Below are 16589 nucleotides of genomic sequence, written 5' to 3' on the forward strand. Positions count from 1 at the left end.
CGGGAGTTTCCCGTGCCGCGGACTTTACTATTTCTTGGGAAGGTTAAGGCTAGGTTTCCTCGACCCTGGAAACAGGCGAAAAGTCCGCACCAAGATGACGGAAAACATGGCAGACAGATCCTTATCGAGGGCGGCAGGCCAGCCTGCTGTGCCGCTATTGTCGCGGCTCCTGCCTGCGGTGGCTCTTTATGCGGTCGTCACCGCCGCGATAGCCCTCGCGTTTTTTCTCTCGGACGCCAAGGATTACGTCGGGGCCGACAATGACGACGTCATGCGGCTCGTCGAGGTCAGGGATTTTCTCGGCGGCCAGAACTGGTTCGATCTGACCCAGTACCGGCTCGGTCTCGAGGGCGGCACGCTGATGCACTGGTCGCGGTTGATCGACCTGCCGATGGCGCTGCTGATCCGGCTGTTTTCGCTCTTCCTCACCCCGGATAAGGCCGAAGCCGTCGTTGTCACGATCTGGCCTCTTCTTCTGGTACCGCTTATGCTTCTGCCGCTCGGCTTGGCTGTCCGCCGGCTGGCGGGCGTCGCGGCCATGCATGTCGCACTGGGTCTCGGTGCGCTCTTCGCCCTCGGCTGCGTCCGCTTCAAGCCCGGTTCCATCGACCATCACAATGTCCAGCTCATGCTCGTCATGTGGATCGCCGCCATGCTGGTCGATCCGCAGAGGCGGGCATCGAGCTATATCGTCGCTGCCGTCGCCTGTGCGCTGGCACTGGCGATCGGTGCCGAAACGACGCCTTTTGTTGCCGTCGTCTGTGTCTGCGTCGCGCTTCAGTGGGTCTGGCACGGCCAGGCATTTTCCCAACCGGCCCGTTTTTTCGGCCTGTCGCTTGCGCTGTCCGTCTCGGCGGCCTTCTTCCTGACGATCCCGCCGCGCGCCTATGCGATCGTCACCTGCGACAACTTCTCACTTGGCTTCTATGCCCTTTCCGCTCTCGGAGGAGCGGCGCTGTTTCTCCTCGCGAGCCTGCCGAGACAGCCAGGTCGCATCGTCCGCATCGCCCTGGCCGGTGGCACCGCCGGTCTCCTTCTTCTGACCACTCACATCATCGCGCCGCAATGCCTCTCCGATCCGTTGAGCACGCTCGACCCGCTATTGGTCGAGCTTTGGTTGAACGGCGTGACGGAGGCGCGTTCGTTTCTGGCCGAGGCCAGGACCGAGCCGGAAATGGTCGGCGGATTCTACGCGGTCGGGCTTTTTGCGATCGTGGTCTGTCTTGTCCGCAGCGTGAGACGGGAGAAGACGGAACTCCATCTCGTGCTTCTGGCGCTGATCGGGGCGTCATGGGGGATCGCGCTGCTGCAGGTGCGCGGCGCTTTCTTTTCCAACATGTTGGCCATCCTGCCGTTGTCGTTGCTGATCACCGATCTGCGGCGCACCTCCGCGGCCGATCCGAAAAATCCCGGTGCCGCCTTTGCCTATATCAGCGCGGTGCTGATGTCCGTGCCGGTTGTCTGGGCCCTGGGCGGCGTCCTTGCGGTGCATGGCTGGAAACAGGCGGCCGACATGCGGGCGCTTTCGAGTGCCGGCATGTTCGATGGCGAAAGCGGCGAATGCGGTGATGCGGTGGATATGGCCGTGTTGAACACATTGCCTGCGGGCGTCATAGCCGCGCCCTCGAACAGCGGAGCGGATATCCTGCGCTGGACCCCTCACAGGGTCCTGACCGCACCCTACCATCGCAACCAAAAGGGCATGCTGACCGAACTTTATATCGGTCTTGCCCAGCCGGGCGAGGCGAAGGCCTTCATGAGAGGGGCCGGGGTGACGGCGCTCGCCTTCTGCAAGACCGATCCGCAGACGGATGGCCTGGTCAGGCGCAAGCCGGACGGGCTCTATGCCAACCTCGCCCGTGGTCAGGTGCCCGATTATCTGCAGCCCTTGGGACAACCAAGCAAAAGCGGTTTCCGTCTCTACAGGGTGCTGCCGGACAAGAATTGATTGCGGGGATGAAATGCGCTCACGCCGTGCGGCGGGTATTCAGGGCGAAAAGGCCGGTGAGGAACCCGATCAGGCCGGCATTGTAGCCGAGGATGGCAATCAGCAGATTGAAATAGGACGTGGGGCCGGGTGATATGGCGGTCGCGAGCGCAAATGTCGCGGTGATCATAACAGCGATAAAAGCAATCGAGAACGCGGACCGCATCGTGCCGACGCAAACGCCAATCGATGCAGCGGTCAGGAAAAGCACTCGGATATCTCCTCATCGGCCTCAAGGGAAACGAACGTATTAGCAATCTGCTAATAAATGCTTTCGCCCCAATGCGTGGCGGGGTCAATGCACCCGACGACGATTTCGATACGATCTGATTCGTTGCAGCCAAGCCATGTTCAGTGGCTCTGGTCTTTGCCTGAAGCGCCGCGGTCCACAAGATATGGCGTCAATGAGCTTGGCAGTTTTCCTCGGCAGACAAGCCGGACGTGGTAACCGGAGACCGGACAGGTGAGCGCGACGACCTCGCCCTCGAATTCGGCCGTTTCTCCGGTCGGCTTGCGGATGATGCCGTCACCCGAGACGGGATCGAACGCGATGCCGATCTCGCCGAGCACGGACATTGCCTGCGGCCTGTCCTCGAAGCGGAGCAGCAGGATTTCACACCGCATTGCCGCCCACCGCTTTTCTCAAACGAGGCCGGCGATCGCCACCGCCGTCGTGCCGGTCGCAAACACGCGGGTCACCCGCAGCGGAAGCAGGCCGCCAGCCGGTACATTCGAGAGCGTCAGTGTCTCGCCGGACAGCATGCGGACGGACAGATGGCCGCCGGTCCCCACATAGAGCGCGCGCGTTGTCTCCGGCAGGTCGGCGCTGTCGCTGGGCGTGATCGCAAATCCGGAGGCGGCGGGGCCGGAGAGCGAGGCTTGAGTATTGGCGAAACGGTCTGGCATGGACGAAATCTCCTTGAATATCGTTCGCCTTCATTGTCGCTCTCCTCTCTCCAGCGGGGAAAATGCGAGGCTTTAAAAAGCGCTGTACCGGAGTTTTTCTGTTTCTCACAGAAAAGGAAATGTGGTGTACCCGGCAAAAGAAAAGGTGCAGCGTCAAATGCTTGGCTGCAAAGGAACGAACGGCCAGGCGCCAACGCGTTGTCGGGCGGGCCTTTCGAAGCGGCCGTTTGCCGGCCGCATCATCCCCGTTTCTGCCGTCCGGGAATGGTGAAATCGCCGCGCTCTTCCTTTAGAAGAAAAGGATGACCAGTTTGCTCGACAACGATTCGCCCACGAACCTCACCGAGTTTTCGGTGTCGGAACTGTCCGGCTCGATCAAGCGCACGGTAGAGAACGCGTTCGACCATGTGCGGGTGCGCGGCGAGATCTCCGGTTATCGCGGCCAGCATTCGTCGGGCCACGCTTATTTTTCGCTGAAGGACGATCGCGCCCGGATCGACGCCGTGATCTGGAAGGGCACCTTCCCACGGATCAAGTTCCGCCCCGAAGAAGGGATGGAAGTGATTGCGACGGGCAAGATCACCACCTTCCCGGGCTCCTCGAAATACCAGATCGTCATCGAGAACCTGGAGCCGGCGGGTGCCGGCGCGCTGATGGCGCTGCTCGAAGAACGTCGGCGCAGGCTTGGCGCGGAGGGCCTGTTCGACCAGGCGCGCAAGCGGCAGTTGCCCTTCCTGCCGCGGGTCATCGGCGTGGTGACCTCGCCGACCGGTGCTGTCATCCGTGATATCCTGCACCGCATCGCCGACCGTTTTCCGGTGCATGTCATCGTCTGGCCGGTCAAGGTGCAGGGCGAAGGGTCTGGCGACGAGGTGGCGGCCGCGATCCGCGGTTTCAACGCGATCGTGCCTGGCGGACCGATCAGGCGGCCGGACGTGCTGATCGTCGCGCGCGGCGGCGGCAGTCTCGAAGACCTCTGGAGTTTCAACGACGAGGCGGTCGTGCGCGCTGCGGCGGACAGCCAAATCCCGCTGATATCGGCCGTCGGCCACGAGACCGATTGGACGCTGATCGACCACGCCGCCGACGTCCGTGCGCCGACGCCGACAGGTGCCGCCGAAATGGCGGTGCCGGTCAAGGCGGACATGGAAGCGCAGCTCGCCAATCTGACGGCCCGCCTGCGGGGTGCCGCCAGCCGGCAGATGGACCTGCGCCGCCAATCGGTGCGGGCGCTGGTCCGCGCGCTGCCGTCCATCGACCAGTTGCTGGCTTTGCCGCGCCGTCGTTTCGACGAGGCGGCGGCTGGTCTCGGCCGCGGGCTGGAGCGCACGACGGTGGTCAAGCGCCGCAGTTTCGAGCGGGCATCGTCGGGACTGCGTCTTGAACTTTTGACCAACCGTCTTGTCCAGCAGCGGCAATTGCTGGCCGACCGGCTGACGCGCAGCGACCGTTGCCTGGAGCGGCAATTGCTGAAGGAGAACAACCGCGTCGCCAAGGCCGGCGCTTCGCTTTCGGCGCTTCCCGCAAGGCTGCTGGGTCATCTGCAGCGCGAGCGCCAACACCTCACGTCGATGGTCCGTCATGCGGATACGGCGATCTCGCACACGCTGATACGCAGCCGCGCGGCAATCACCGCACAGGATCGTGTTCTGCAATCGCTCTCCTACAAGAACGTGCTGAAGCGCGGCTTTGCCGTAGTGCGGGGTGAGGACGATCGGCCACTGACGCGGGCCGCCGGCATCGGCGAGGGGCAGGGTATCTCGGTGGAATTCGCCGATGGGCGGATTACGGCGGTGACGGGCGAGGGTGGCGATCCTGCGGTTCCGTCCGCCGTGCCGTCTCAGCCCAAAAAGCGGCCGTCGAAATCGGAGCCGGGCGGAGACGCGCCGAAACAGGGCACGCTCTTCTGATGCATGTTCTCCTGGTGCTTGCCCATCCCCTGCCGGAAAGTTTTGCGCATTCGGTTGCCCGTCTGGCGCGCGAGACCCTGGAGGCGAACGGCCACACGGTCGATCTGCTCGATCTTTATGCGGAGAGCTTCGATCCGCGGCTGACGGAACGCGAACGGCGCGGTTATTTCGATGTGCCCTACGACACGTCTGAGGTGGCGGACCTGGTGGCGCGGCTGCAGAAGGCCGAGGCGCTGATATTGGTCTTCCCGCAATGGTGGTTCAACCTGCCGGCGGTGCTGAAGGGTTTCTTCGACCGGGTCTTTGCGCCGGGCATCGCCTTCCGTCACGACAAGGCCGGCGGAAGGATCGTCCCGCTGCTCACCAACATCCGCCATTTCTGGGTCTTCACGACCACGGGTTCGCCTTGGTGGGTGGTGAAGTTCTACATGGGCGATCCCGTGCGCCGCCAGCTCAAGCGCGGCATCGCTGTCTTCTGCAACAGAAAAGCCGAGTTCCGCATGCTGGCGCTGCACGACATGGACCGCGCCACGGCAGAAAAGCGCGGGCGGCATCTGGAGCGCGTCAAGGCCGCGCTCCAGTCCTTGCGATAGTCAGCGCACCCGCATGCCGGCCTTCTCGTCGAAATGCAGCGGCTTGTCGAATTTCTGAAGTGGCGCCTCCGGCACCGAACCGATCGTCACGCCGAATTGCCAGTCCGGCGGGCATATTGCGATATAGCGGGCATATCCGCCGACACCGCCGCCAAATTTCGGATAGCCGATTGCCACCAGCGCACCCGTTTCCGGCACCTTGTCGAGGTTCGCCACGCCTTCCGCCTGCGCGAACCCGTTGTGCATCAGCCAGTATTCGCCTTCGAGATTCGGTGTCGTATCGGTATCGAGCGGCTCGTGGCCGTGAAACAGGATCTTTCGCTCCAGATGCAGGAATTTCAATGCATCGAGGCTGACGCCGGGAAACGGCTTCGTCGTGGAAAGCGAGGGATCCGGCCATTTCTTGTACCAGCCGGAGCGGACGAACACGACGGAGCCTTCCGGGATCCTGCCGTTCTTCTTTTCGAAATCGGCGATGTCGGAGACCTGCAGGTGATAGCCGGCATCGGTCTTCACTTTGTCCTCGATATTGATGACGACGAGCGGCCGCACGGCATAGGTGGCGGGAAGTTCGTCGATCGCCGCATATTCCGGCGCCCAATGGGCCGGCGGATCGAGCTGCGTACCGAGCTGGTCGGTGGCGAGATTGTAGGTGGATGCCGCGAAACCATGCTTCTCATAGGTGAAGGTGTCGCCCTTCTTGGCATAACCTTCCAGATCGACCCCGGCCGTGGCCTGACCGAAGGCCGATTTGCCGAAGCCCGCCCATACCGGGATATTCGGCGTGATCGTGTGGGTGAGGTCCACATATCTGGCGCCCTTCAGCGTCTCGTTATAGACCTTCCATAGACCGGGCTCCTGGGCGGAGACGCTGGTGGCGGGCGCAATGGCGAGAAGTGCCGCCCCGAGCGGTGCAGCCAGACGCATAAGAGAAATGGGCATGCTGTTTCCCTCTTTTCGGATTGTCCTGATCAGCGTGAGCCGACACATCGAACGTGCCGGCGCGATCAGTTTCCTGCCGTAAAAGAGGGAAAGTCAACTCTGCCGGGAAATCAGGAATGGACCTTGGCGGTCAACTCGATCCCCAACGATTTCATCACCGCAATCGTCGTCTTGAGCGTCGGGTTGCCGGTGGCGCTGAAGGAACGGTAGAGCTGCTCTCGGGAAAGGCCGGTGTCCTTGGCAATCTGCATCATCCCCTTGGCTCGGGCGACCACCCCCAGGGCATGCGCAATGTAGGCCGCGTCCTCCGTTTCGAAAGCTTCGGCCATAAATGCCGCAATCGCCTGATCGGAACCCAAGTCTTCGGCTGGATCATAAGCGGTCAGTTTTTCAGCCATCACTCACTCCACGGACCACATGTAGTTTAAAAACTACATGTGGTCAACGGATCATGAGCTTATCAGGCCCACTCGCCCTTGCGCATTACCGGCACCTTCGAGCCGTCGGCGCGCAGGCCATCGATGTCGACCTTGTCGGAGCCGATCATCCAGTCGATGTGGATCAGGCTCGAATTGCCGCCCTGGGCATTGACCTGTTCCTGGCTGAGCGACGCACCATCGAGGAAGCACTTCGAGTAGCACTGGCCGAGCGCGATGTGGCAGGAGGCGTTTTCGTCGAACAGGGTGTTGTAGAACAGGATGCCGCTTTTGGAGATCGGCGAGGAATGCGGCACCAGCGCCACTTCGCCCAGCCGGCGGGCGCCTTCGTCGGTGTCGAGCACCTTGTTCAGCACTTCCTCGCCCTTCGAAGCCTTCGCCTCGACGATCCGGCCGCCTTCGAACTTCACCTGGATATTGTCGATCAGCGTGCCTTGGTGGGAGAGCGGCTTGGTGCTGGAAACATGGCCTTCGACCTTCAGCGCATGCGGCGTGGTGAAGACCTCTTCGGTCGGGATGTTCGGGTTGCAGGTAATGCCGTTCTTGGCTGTCGAGGCGCCGCCATGCCATTCGTGGCCGTCGGCAAGCCCGACCGTCAGGTCGGTGCCAGGGCCAGTAAAGTGGAGTGCGGAAAAGCGCTCGCCATTGAGCCATGTGGAGCGCTTCTTGAGATTGCCGTTGTGTTCGGCCCAGGCCGCGATCGGATCGACGAGATCCACGCGCGAGGCGGCGAAGATCGCGTCCGCCAGCTTGCCGACCGCGACGTCTTCCGGGACGTCCGGGAATACCTGGCGCGCCCAGGAGGGGTTGGGATAGGAAACGATGTTCCAGTTGATGTCGAAATTGGCGATCTTTTCGAGCGCTGGCTTGTAGGCCATGGAATTGGCCTTGTTGGCGCGCGCCACTTTGGCGGGGTCCTGGCCGGAGAGCATCATCGGGTTGTCGCCGGAGATGGCAAGTCGCGCGGCGCCGTTGGCATAAGCCTTGGCCATGCCGTCGTAGAGCCAGTTGGACGCCTTGTCGAAGCTTGCATCGGAGGCGTATTCGTAGCGCGCGAGTGTCGTTTCTTCGTCGGAATAGAAGGTCGAGACGATGCCGGCGCCGGCGATATACGCGTGTTTGGTGAGGAGCCGCACGAGCGGCAGGGCGGCGAGCGGTGCCGTGATCACCAGATCCTGGCCCTTCTCGAGGCGCAAGCCCACCTTGATGGCGACTTCCGCCAGCTTTTCGAGCTTTTGAGGATCGACGACTGTTTGAAAATTCGGCACGATTGTCATGTTAGACCTCACCTGATTTCTGTGATCGAAGAGACTTAAAGAGGTTTGGGGCAAAATTGAAGCTGAGGAATCCATGTTCATGAAAACCGCCTTGCTGTGTGCCGTCCTCTTCGGCGCTTCGGCTTTTCCCGGTCTCTCGGCCGACTTTGCGGCGACCATGTTCGAGCATCAGGTGGCCATCGCATCCGATGACGATGAGGAGAAACTGACGATCGACGACCGGCAGGTCCATTCCAACCGGTTCCTGCTGATCGACAATGTCGGTCTGGTCGCGGGTGTACCGTTCGTCGTGGTGGTGAGTTCGGACGGCGGCAACGCCTGCCCGGGTTCGCCCCTGGTCGTCTCGTTCCCGCAGGATGAGGAGCCGCGTGTCGATGAACCGATAGACGATTGCCGCGCCGCCGCCTCGATCACCATAGAGGACGATCACCTTCTGCTTGCGACGCAGGCGGTTGCCGGCCAGCCGAGCCTGCGCTGGACCTGGACGCCCGAAAAAGGTTTCGCCGAGGCCGGCAAGGTCGCCTTCCAGCCGAGCGCGACGATGGGGTGGGATGACATGAAAAAGGCGGAGCACCCGTCCGACCTCCTCGGCATCGGGCCGATTGCCGAGGCGGCAGATGCAATGCTCGGCGAGCATAAGCAGGAGTTCGAGAATTCCATCACCGGGCCGGGCAGCGGCGCCTACAAGAACGGTTTTTATATCGGCGAGGCCTGCATGCCGCATATGTGCACCGAGGCCGAGGCATTGATCGCGGCGGATATTTCCGCCAGAAAGCTCTATCTCGCCTGGAAGCCCGAGGGGAAGAAGATCATCCTGCGTCCAGCGGTGCGCAGATGGCCGGCCCCGGCGCTCGCCGCTCTCAAGGAGTGGTCGGCAAAGTGGCCGTGACAGCGGGGCGATGCCTTTTCAACGCGACAGCGCGGCTCTGACTGCGGCGATGTTGCTGGCATGAACCTCCTCGTAGGGCGCGAAATAGAGCACGGCGCCCGAGGCGATTTCCTCCTCGACGAAGGATTTCAAGTGGGGATCGATATCCTGACCTGCGGCGATTGCGCCTGCCATGTGGCGCAGATAGGCGCGGTTGGCATCGATCAGATCCGGCTCATAACCGCCCGACGCAATCCGCTCCGCATCGCCATGGGCCGGCAGGATTTTTGTGATCGGCCAGGAGGCCATGCGGGCGAGTTCGGCGATATGCGTGCCGATCTCGGCGGCTTCCGAAATATAGGTGACGGTGTCTTCGAGGGTGTCGCCGGCAAGCAGAAGCCGTTCGTCCGGCATCCAGATCACGTTGCCGTCGGCGCTGTGGATGGCGAAATGGTGCAGTTCGATCCGGCGGGTGCCGACCGTCAGGTCCAGCCGGCCATCGAACAGGGTGCTCGGCATGACAAGCGGCGAGATCGGTGGATTGGCGCTTTCGATCTTCTCGCGGTTCTCTTTGAGTTTTTCGGCCGTCAGCGTCAGCGCGATGATTTCGCAATCGGGAAAGATCGCGTTCCCGGCAATGTGATCCTTGTGCCAGTGACTGAGCACGACGCGGATCTTCGTGACGCCGAGCCCCTCGAGATGGGTGCGGATCGCCTCGGCGTGGTCGAGCGAGATATGCGTGTCATAGACCAGCGCCTCGCCTTGATCGACGATCGCATAGGAGGCGACGCCGAGCGAGTAGGCGCCGTCGTCCAGCCAGTTCGCGGTTTTCGCATGCAGCCGTTTGCCAGGCACCCGCCCATCGTAATAGGCAAAGATCCCCGGATAGGGCTCGAGAATTCGAAGGGTCGAGGTCATTTCACTCATGATCGCATTCACGCCACCAGCGGCGCAGCGACCGCCTTCAGTGCATCGCAGGCCGCCTTCGGATCCAGCCGCACCTGCAATCCACGCTGGCCGCCATTGATGAAGACATGCGGCTCGTCGAGCGCGGTGATCTCGATCGCGGTCGGCACGAGCTTCTTTTGACCGAAGGGGCTGATGCCGCCGACATGATAGCCGGTTGCCCGTTCCGCATCGGCGGGCTTCATCATGGTCGCAGATTTGCCACCGAATGCGGCCGCGAGCTTCTTCATCGAAACCTCGTGGTCCGACGGCACCACGACGCAGACCGCCTTGCCGTCCACCTCCGCCATCAGCGTCTTCAAGACACGACGTGGCTCCTCGCCGATCGCCTCCGCCGCCTGCATCCCGATCCGGTCCGCATTCGGATCGTATTCATAGGTGACGGTGGCAAAGGCGACGCCTGCCTTTTCGAGCATCTGCGTAGCGCGGGTTGTCTTGGACATGGCTGGTTACCGATCGGGCTGCGAATGGGCACGGTCGAGCTTGTCCAGAAGGGCGAGTCCGCGTTTCTTGTCCCCTTTCGCAGCACGCAGGCGAAAACGGGTCTCAATATCGAATTCAGCAAGCGCCCTCGAGGAGAATTCCTCGAAAAGCTTATTGATGCTGGTCCCCCGTGCTGCGGCCAGTGCTTTGAGGCGTTCATGCTGATCGGAAGGAAGCCGGATAGTCAAAGTGCTCATGTTTTCTTTCTCCAAGCCAGGAACTCACCAGCGGTGAAGATCTTCAGTTTCGGAAACGCGAGCTCTGCCTGGGCGAAGTCCCGCTTGTTCGCTGTTATGATGACCTCCGCACCGCCGCCGACCGCCAGTTCCATGACATGGTTGTCCGCCTCATCACGAAGGTTGGGCCGCCAGAGAAAATAGATAGGCACCCATTGGCAGCATGACAAAAAGGCATCCAACAGTTCGGTTCTCTCCTCAGCGGAAAGTGGTGCACGGCCGAAAAGGTGGTCGCGATGACAGACATCTTCATATTCGGAAAAAAGCGCATTCGCCATCAACGGAGTAATCTGTTCAAGCAAGCAAAGCCTGACGACCTGACGGGGGCTGCCCTCCGCATTCATGATGGCAGATACGAATATGTTCGTGTCGATGACGACCTTCATGGAATGATAGCATATATGCTATCATCTCTCTGTCAACGGATCAGCCGATTTCCTCTTCATAAACCTCTGGCTTGAAACCGACGATCAGCTTACCGTCGGCTTCCAGGACCGGCCGCTTGATCATCGAAGGCTGGGCAAGCATCAGGGTAATCGCCTTCTCGCGATCGAGGTCTGCCTTGTCGGCGTCATCGATTTTCTTGAACGTGGTGCCGGCCCGGTTGAGCACGATCTCCCAGCCGGCGCGGTCCGTCCAGGTATCGAGATGAGCACGGTCGATGCCCTCGGCCTTGTAGTCGTGAAAAGTGTAGGTGACGCCCTTGCGGTCGAGCCAGTCGCGCGCCTTTTTCATCGTGTCGCAGTTCTTGATGCCGTAGATCGTGATTGCCATCGAAGCCTCTTCATTCAGGCTCGACCGATACCAAGGGCACCCCTTGCCGTGCAAGCCTTTCGCCGTGGTTAACGGTTGTTATGTGACAGTTGCATGGCTCCCCTGTTCCGTTGTGCATTGCACAAAAACAGCACAGGCATCATATTTTAGCAGAACGAAAAAGGAGAGTTTCACATGTCCGTACAGAAAAAAATCCGTGGCAGCGCCATTGGCCGCGCCTTCGCAGTCATGAGCGCCGCAATCTCGGTTTCGGCTGCCGTTGAAAACCACCGCCGCCCGAGCAACCGCGACCTGACCACCCTCGGCATCGACCCGAAGGCTTTCGATCGTCTCGGCTGATCTGTCTTTCCCGGCCTTGGCTGGGAAGGGGCTTTGCATCTCAGCCTTAAGTATAAGGCTTTGCCGAATACCCGCGGAAACCGTCCGTTAACCATGCCATCCTATATTCTCCTAATATTCCGGGAGATGTGGATTTGGTCGGGCAGGTTGTCAGGGAAGAAGCGCCGTCGGGGCCTGTGCCTGTCGACGGCGATGTGTTGAAGAGGTCCGTCGCCAAGCTGGCGAACGAGGCTTCCGCGCTCGGCCTTCATCTGGTCGATATTGCCGGTGCTATCCAGGATACGGCTGCGCAATCCTCCGCACATGCGACATTGCTTGGCCGCCTGACGCAGTCCGCTCAATCGATCGCGGACGCCAACGGCCACGTTGCCCGCTCCCTTCAGGAATCCGACAAGCTGACGGCGAACGCGCGCAAGGTGCTCGGTGAGCAGGCTGAACAGCTTTCCGGATCGATCACCGCGATCGATCACATGGTCCATGCGTCCCAGGAAATCGGCGCCGAGATCAAGCTGTTTTCCACGGCGCTCGGAGACGTCGGACGTTTGGCAGATGCGATCGGCATGATCGCCCGGCAGACGAACCTTCTGGCATTGAATGCCGCGATCGAAGCGGCGCGTGCGGGCGAAGCCGGCAAGGGTTTTGCCGTAGTCGCCGCGGAGGTACGCGCGCTGTCGCTGCAAACCTCCCAGACCACGAGTTCGATCCAGGCCACGCTCGATCAGTTGAACAGCCGCATCGACAAGCTGGTAACGGCCGGCGAAGGTGCCAGCCAGTCGGCCGAGGGCGTCAAGACGACCGCGATGAAGGTTCAGGGGTCATTCAAGGGCGTCGAAGGCGTCATGACTCAGATCCTCGACAAGGCGTCCTCGCTCGCCGGAACGACCGAAACGGTCGACAGGCAATGCGGCGAATTCGCCTCGTCGATTGCTTCCGCGGCAAGCGCGATCCTGAAATCCAATGATCAGTTGCAGCAGACCTCGTCCCGCGTGGGAGAGGTGGTGACGATCTCCGAGCGGATGATCCAGACGACGGCGAGCGCGGGCATCGAAACCCCGGACACTCCCCATATCCGTGCCGTCATGGCCTACGCCGCCGAGGTTTCCTCCGCCTTCGAGGCAGGCGTGAAATTCGGCCGCATCGATCTTGGCGCATTGTTCGACCGGCAATATGTCGCGATCCCCGGTAGCGATCCTGTCCAGTACATGACGCGTTTTACGGAGTTCACCGATACCGTGCTGCCGCCTATCCAGGAACGGGCGGCGGAAGGCGACGCGCAGGTCGCGTTCTGCGCTGCCATAGATGAAAACGGCTACCTGCCGACCCACAATCGAAAATTCTCGCAGCGCCAGCGTCCGGGCGACGTGACCTGGAATACTGCCAACTGCCGCAACCGGCGCATCTTCAACGATCGCGTGGGCCTGGCGGCCGGCCGCAACAAGGAGCCTTTCCTGCTGCAGACCTACCGCCGCGACATGGGCGGCGGTGAGTTTGTGCTGATGAAGGACATTTCCGCCCCGATTACCGTCAACGGGCGCCATTGGGGCGGCCTGCGTCTCGCGATCAAGGTTTGATATCGGGAGGCGGGTCGGTCATCCCGCGTAGGCCGCGTCCAGCGCTGCAATAAAGATCTTCTTCATCGAGAACATGGCCTGCATGACGCGATAGGCGCGGGCGCTATCGCTATCCGTCAGCATTTTCGGCATCCTCGCGTAAGTGACCTGCCAGACCAGCCCGAAACGATCCGTCAGCCAGCCGCAGGGCTGTTGCTGGCCACCCTCGACGAGCTTGTCGTAATAGTGATCGATCTCGTCCTGCGTCTCGCAATGGACAAGGAAGGAAACCGCGCCGTTGAACTTCGCCCAAGGTCCGCCGTTGATCGCCGCGAAATTCTGACCCTCGAGCTCGAAGCCCATCGCCATCACCGAACCCTTGAGCCCGGGACCGGCATCCCCAAAACGCGAGACATCGGTGATCCTCGAGTTCTCGAATACCGAGACGTAGAAATTGACCGCTTCTTCCGCGTTGTTATCGAACCAGAGATGCGGAACGATCTTATGCTTCTGGATGGCCATTGTTCTCTCCTCAAAAGGGCGACCGTCCATAGGACGCTCAGGCGCCCGCCGATCCGACTCGCCTGGCAGAATTCTTTCAGATCATCATGCGGAGTTGTTCCGGCCGCGTCGGATAGGCAGGAGCATTCGGATCGAAGCTCCATCTCCCGAATTCCTCGTGCCGCGTCTCGCCGTAATGGCTGTAGACCAGCATGAACTCGCCGGCGATCCAGGCATAATTCCGCTCGATGGGCATGGGCTCTATGCGCCCGCAGCCATAGATCAGCGTTACATGCGGAGTAGTGTCCGCCATCCAGTCGTTCGGAAGGTTGTGGCGGGCGAGAGCGCGGCGCAGCATCTGCGCGAACTGGACGACCACCGGATTGCCCCTGGAGCGATAGAGGGCGAGATGACGCTTGCCTCCGAACAGGGCGCTGCTGTCGAGCGTGATCGGGACAGGTCTCGCCTGGAGGCTGGCTGCGACCATTTTGGTTGCTTCGATAAGCGGCATGGGCGGCTCTTCGAACTGTTCCATGCAGAGCAGGCTCATATGGAGAAGGTCGGCTGGATAGGCATCGCGGGTATTCTCGTTCGCGGCGTGGATCATTGCGTCGCCATGCATGATGAGACCGAGGGGATTGGACGGCTTCAGCACGAACATGAGCTTGCTCTTGCGCCGAGCAGGCGGGGCCGGTTTAGAAAGCCAGCCTTCGCCAAAGGGGAGCGAAGGCTGGCCAGCGTGCTTGCGCAAGCTCATCTTGCTACCGTCATAGTAATGCGACCTCATGCCGTTGAACGAAATCTAGCGGGACTCCCTGGATGAGTAAAGAACAAATGCGGAACAATTGCAATCATGGTTAATTCGCGAGCCGGTCCGGCAACGGCTTTAGCGGATAGGCCTGCCAGAAGAAGCTGTCGGCGGCAGCCTGGTCGTAGGAGAAGTTGCGGGCTTCCTTGATCTTGCCGTCCTCGATGCGGAAGGCGAGCACCCAGACCGTATCGACATTGGCGCCGTCACGGTTCGACCAGCCCCGATGCATGTCGATCACCCAGTTTTCGTCGGCCATCAGTGCGATCAGCTCCGCGCGAAAGCCGGCCTTTCCGAGTTGCTGGAAGAACGCGGCGACTTCCGCCTTGCCGCGTTTCGTGCCTGCGAGCGGGTGGTGGCCCGGAATATGCCATTCGATGTCTTCGGCGAAAAAGGATGCGACCCTTGTCATGTCGCCGCTGCCGTAGGCGGCATAATAGTCGGTGATGACCTTGCGGTTCTGTTCGGGGCTGGCGGCCATGGCGGGCACTCCTGAAAAGAGGGTGGCGGTGACGAGCAGCGCTCGGAAGCTGGTTTTGAACATAGGGTCCTCCTTCAAGGCTCAGCGAATTTTCGGGGCGCGTTCGGCCGCACGTGCAACCAACCCTCGGTCGCCGTTTTCGTGCGTCGCAGTCATGGTCAGCGCGGACACTTTCCAGGCGGCGTTAACCTTGACCAGTTCGTACCGGTAATGGCCCGTCAGCACCCAAAGGTCGGTCCCGATACGATGGGTGGCCTGGAAATCGGCCTCGGCGGTTGCTTTCGCGCCTTCAAGGTTGGTGATCGTGTGATTGGTCACGAGGTGCCGCGTCTCGTCGAAACCCGGCAGGAAACCGGACCATTGCCGGATTACGTCGTCGGCCGCCTGGGTCGTCGGCGTGCCTCCCCAGAGGCTCGTGTAATCGAGCGTCACCTCGTCTGCGAAGGCGCGGCGTACCCGGTCCCATTGATGCCGGTCGGCGCCGGCCGCGATGTCGGTGATCGTGTCCATGATCGCCGTACGGTCTTGGGGGGCGATCAGCCGAGACGCGTTGGCGCGGGTGAAATGCGCTGCCGCTGCGTCCGCCGCGATCGTCACCGGCTCCGCCCGATCGTAGAAATCGAATTGGCTGACATCGTCGAGCCAGAGCTCCGATTTTTCACCCGGTAGCAGTGCGTAAAATGCATGCGCGCCCTGCGGCACGGCGGCTCCCTCCGAATGGACGATCAAGGTGGGCTTGTCGAGCTTCGCCCCGAGCGAGACGGAATCGTAGGTCAGCCACGGCTCCCAGGAGGCGAGATTGAACCGGTTGTCATATTGCGGGACAAGGCCACGATCCGCCTCTGTGTAGTAAGGGATCCGATACATGAGCGAAGTCTGGTCGCTCATGCTGGCGGCGGTGATGGTCCTCGGCTGGCCTCGACCCTCGGAGGCCTCCGCCTCGCGTGACGTGGCGATCAGCTTGGAAACACCTTCCCGTCCGCCATAGACCTGCTCGACGATCTGCCGGTTGTGCAGCCACGGCGCGACCAGGGCGACGGCGGCGAAATTTGCGTTGTCGGTCGCCGCCGCTGCCATGTATCCCGCCGACGCGCAGATGCCGAGCCCGTTGATGTTCACCGCGTCCACTTCCGGCAGTGTCGCCATGAACGCGGCGGCCGCAGCGATGTCGCGGGTCTTTTCGGCTGGATCCTCCTTGAAGCGAATCTCACCGCCGGACTGTCCCCAGCCGCGGTGATCGAAGGCGAGTGCGGCAAAACCGCGTTCCGCCATTTCGCGGGCGTAGAGGCCGGACATCTGCTCCTTGATCGAGGTCCAGGCACCACTGACGACCACACCCGGACGCCTTTCTCCGGGCTGGTAGTCCGGCGGCAGATAGAGCGTCCCCGCGAGCGTCGCGCCTCGGTTCTCGAAGGAAACCCTACGGGTCTGGATATCCTCCGCGATGGCGGCAGAGCCCATCACCGCGATGCAGAAGGTTGAAACAGCTGCGGCTTTCATGGCGTTTCTCCTGTCTCATGTCGAATGACGG

21 protein-coding genes are annotated in these 16589 nt (G+C 61.5%); 6 read left to right on the forward strand and 15 right to left on the reverse strand.

The window, feature by feature from the left end; all coding sequences use genetic code 11:
* The first annotated feature begins 106 nt into the window (after positions 1 to 106).
* A complete protein-coding gene (locus ACSQ3G_RS22150) occupies positions 107 to 1948 on the forward strand; it encodes a hypothetical protein (RefSeq protein ID WP_436111552.1) in 1842 nt (613 codons plus the stop codon).
* A 19-nt stretch (positions 1949 to 1967) separates the two neighbouring features.
* Here ACSQ3G_RS22150 and ACSQ3G_RS22155 read toward each other — a convergent pair whose 3' ends face one another.
* The 3 genes from ACSQ3G_RS22155 to ACSQ3G_RS22165 all read right to left on the reverse strand — a co-directional run bounded on the left by ACSQ3G_RS22155 (position 1968) and on the right by ACSQ3G_RS22165 (position 2893).
* On the reverse strand, positions 1968 to 2198 hold the full coding sequence (locus tag ACSQ3G_RS22155) for a hypothetical protein (protein WP_436111553.1): 231 nt from the start codon (positions 2196 to 2198) through the stop codon (positions 1968 to 1970).
* Positions 2199 to 2338: 140 nt separating this feature from the next.
* Positions 2339 to 2611 (reverse strand): hypothetical protein, encoded by a 273-nt coding sequence (locus tag ACSQ3G_RS22160; RefSeq protein WP_436111554.1) that lies wholly within the window; start codon positions 2609 to 2611, stop codon positions 2339 to 2341.
* Positions 2612 to 2629: 18 nt separating this feature from the next.
* The gene (locus ACSQ3G_RS22165) at positions 2630 to 2893 is read right to left on the reverse strand and encodes a spike base protein, RCAP_Rcc01079 family (RefSeq protein WP_046603024.1); all 264 of its coding nucleotides are present in this window, start codon (positions 2891 to 2893) and stop codon (positions 2630 to 2632) included.
* 302 nt (positions 2894 to 3195) lie between these two features.
* Here ACSQ3G_RS22165 and xseA point away from each other — a divergent pair, with 302 nt between their 5' ends.
* Together xseA and ACSQ3G_RS22175 are read left to right on the forward strand one after the other, a co-directional pair.
* A complete protein-coding gene (gene xseA / locus ACSQ3G_RS22170) occupies positions 3196 to 4803 on the forward strand; it encodes an exodeoxyribonuclease VII large subunit (RefSeq protein ID WP_436111555.1) in 1608 nt (535 codons plus the stop codon).
* The gene (locus ACSQ3G_RS22175) at positions 4803 to 5396 is read left to right on the forward strand and encodes an NAD(P)H-dependent oxidoreductase (protein WP_436111556.1); all 594 of its coding nucleotides are present in this window, start codon (positions 4803 to 4805) and stop codon (positions 5394 to 5396) included. Before xseA ends, ACSQ3G_RS22175 begins: the two co-directional genes overlap by 1 nt.
* Here the strand turns inward: ACSQ3G_RS22175 and ACSQ3G_RS22180 are convergent, their stop codons facing one another.
* The 3 genes from ACSQ3G_RS22180 to ACSQ3G_RS22190 form a co-directional block, all read right to left on the reverse strand.
* Entirely contained in the window at positions 5397 to 6338 is a 942-nt protein-coding gene (locus ACSQ3G_RS22180) for a cyclase family protein (protein ID WP_436111557.1), read from the reverse strand.
* A 110-nt stretch (positions 6339 to 6448) separates the two neighbouring features.
* The gene (locus ACSQ3G_RS22185; RefSeq protein WP_105402410.1) at positions 6449 to 6736 is read right to left on the reverse strand and encodes an addiction module antidote protein; all 288 of its coding nucleotides are present in this window, start codon (positions 6734 to 6736) and stop codon (positions 6449 to 6451) included.
* Between the two features lie 62 nt (positions 6737 to 6798).
* On the reverse strand, positions 6799 to 8052 hold the full coding sequence (locus tag ACSQ3G_RS22190; RefSeq protein ID WP_436111558.1) for an aminopeptidase: 1254 nt from the start codon (positions 8050 to 8052) through the stop codon (positions 6799 to 6801).
* 79 nt (positions 8053 to 8131) lie between these two features.
* Between ACSQ3G_RS22190 and ACSQ3G_RS22195 the strand changes: the two genes are divergently transcribed.
* The gene (locus ACSQ3G_RS22195; protein WP_436111559.1) at positions 8132 to 8941 is read left to right on the forward strand and encodes an Ivy family c-type lysozyme inhibitor; all 810 of its coding nucleotides are present in this window, start codon (positions 8132 to 8134) and stop codon (positions 8939 to 8941) included.
* An 18-nt stretch (positions 8942 to 8959) separates the two neighbouring features.
* On the opposite strand, the gene ACSQ3G_RS22200 is transcribed toward ACSQ3G_RS22195, so the two are convergent.
* From ACSQ3G_RS22200 to ACSQ3G_RS22220, 5 genes are read right to left on the reverse strand one after another with little or no spacing between them, the layout of a single operon-like run.
* Complete coding sequence (locus ACSQ3G_RS22200) at positions 8960 to 9847, reverse strand: MBL fold metallo-hydrolase (RefSeq protein WP_436111560.1); 888 nt, start codon at positions 9845 to 9847, stop codon at positions 8960 to 8962.
* An 8-nt stretch (positions 9848 to 9855) separates the two neighbouring features.
* Positions 9856 to 10329 carry a Cys-tRNA(Pro) deacylase gene (ybaK, locus tag ACSQ3G_RS22205; protein WP_436111561.1) on the reverse strand — a complete coding sequence of 158 codons (474 nt, stop codon included), beginning with the start codon at positions 10327 to 10329 and terminating at the stop codon, positions 9856 to 9858.
* A 6-nt stretch (positions 10330 to 10335) separates the two neighbouring features.
* Complete coding sequence (locus tag ACSQ3G_RS22210; RefSeq protein WP_436111562.1) at positions 10336 to 10566, reverse strand: ribbon-helix-helix protein, CopG family; 231 nt, start codon at positions 10564 to 10566, stop codon at positions 10336 to 10338.
* Complete coding sequence (locus ACSQ3G_RS22215; protein ID WP_105438711.1) at positions 10563 to 10991, reverse strand: putative toxin-antitoxin system toxin component, PIN family; 429 nt, start codon at positions 10989 to 10991, stop codon at positions 10563 to 10565. Before ACSQ3G_RS22215 ends, ACSQ3G_RS22210 begins: the two co-directional genes overlap by 4 nt.
* Positions 10992 to 11031: 40 nt before the next feature.
* Positions 11032 to 11379, reverse strand: coding sequence for an ArsC family reductase (locus ACSQ3G_RS22220; protein ID WP_436111563.1), 348 nt, complete (start codon positions 11377 to 11379; stop codon positions 11032 to 11034).
* Positions 11380 to 11553: 174 nt separating this feature from the next.
* On the opposite strand from ACSQ3G_RS22220, the gene ACSQ3G_RS22225 reads away from it, so the two are divergent.
* Entirely contained in the window at positions 11554 to 11718 is a 165-nt protein-coding gene (locus ACSQ3G_RS22225) for a hypothetical protein (protein WP_167336294.1), read from the forward strand.
* 128 nt (positions 11719 to 11846) lie between these two features.
* Complete coding sequence (locus ACSQ3G_RS22230; RefSeq protein ID WP_436111564.1) at positions 11847 to 13289, forward strand: methyl-accepting chemotaxis protein; 1443 nt, start codon at positions 11847 to 11849, stop codon at positions 13287 to 13289.
* An 18-nt stretch (positions 13290 to 13307) separates the two neighbouring features.
* Here ACSQ3G_RS22230 and ACSQ3G_RS22235 read toward each other — a convergent pair whose 3' ends face one another.
* From ACSQ3G_RS22235 to ACSQ3G_RS22250, 4 genes are all read right to left on the reverse strand, one after another.
* Positions 13308 to 13790 carry a VOC family protein gene (locus tag ACSQ3G_RS22235; protein ID WP_436111565.1) on the reverse strand — a complete coding sequence of 161 codons (483 nt, stop codon included), beginning with the start codon at positions 13788 to 13790 and terminating at the stop codon, positions 13308 to 13310.
* Positions 13791 to 13866: 76 nt separating this feature from the next.
* Positions 13867 to 14430, reverse strand: a complete 564-nt coding sequence (locus ACSQ3G_RS22240; protein WP_436111566.1) for a 2'-5' RNA ligase family protein — start codon at positions 14428 to 14430, stop codon at positions 13867 to 13869.
* Between the two features lie 196 nt (positions 14431 to 14626).
* Positions 14627 to 15121: a nuclear transport factor 2 family protein gene (locus ACSQ3G_RS22245; RefSeq protein ID WP_436111567.1), complete on the reverse strand. Its 495-nt coding sequence runs from the start codon at positions 15119 to 15121 to the stop codon at positions 14627 to 14629.
* An 18-nt stretch (positions 15122 to 15139) separates the two neighbouring features.
* Complete coding sequence (locus ACSQ3G_RS22250) at positions 15140 to 16558, reverse strand: nuclear transport factor 2 family protein (protein WP_436111568.1); 1419 nt, start codon at positions 16556 to 16558, stop codon at positions 15140 to 15142.
* Positions 16559 to 16589 lie beyond the last annotated feature (31 nt).

It is taken from the genome of Neorhizobium tomejilense (assembly GCF_964254135.1).
Classification (GTDB): domain Bacteria; phylum Pseudomonadota; class Alphaproteobacteria; order Rhizobiales; family Rhizobiaceae; genus Neorhizobium; species Neorhizobium tomejilense.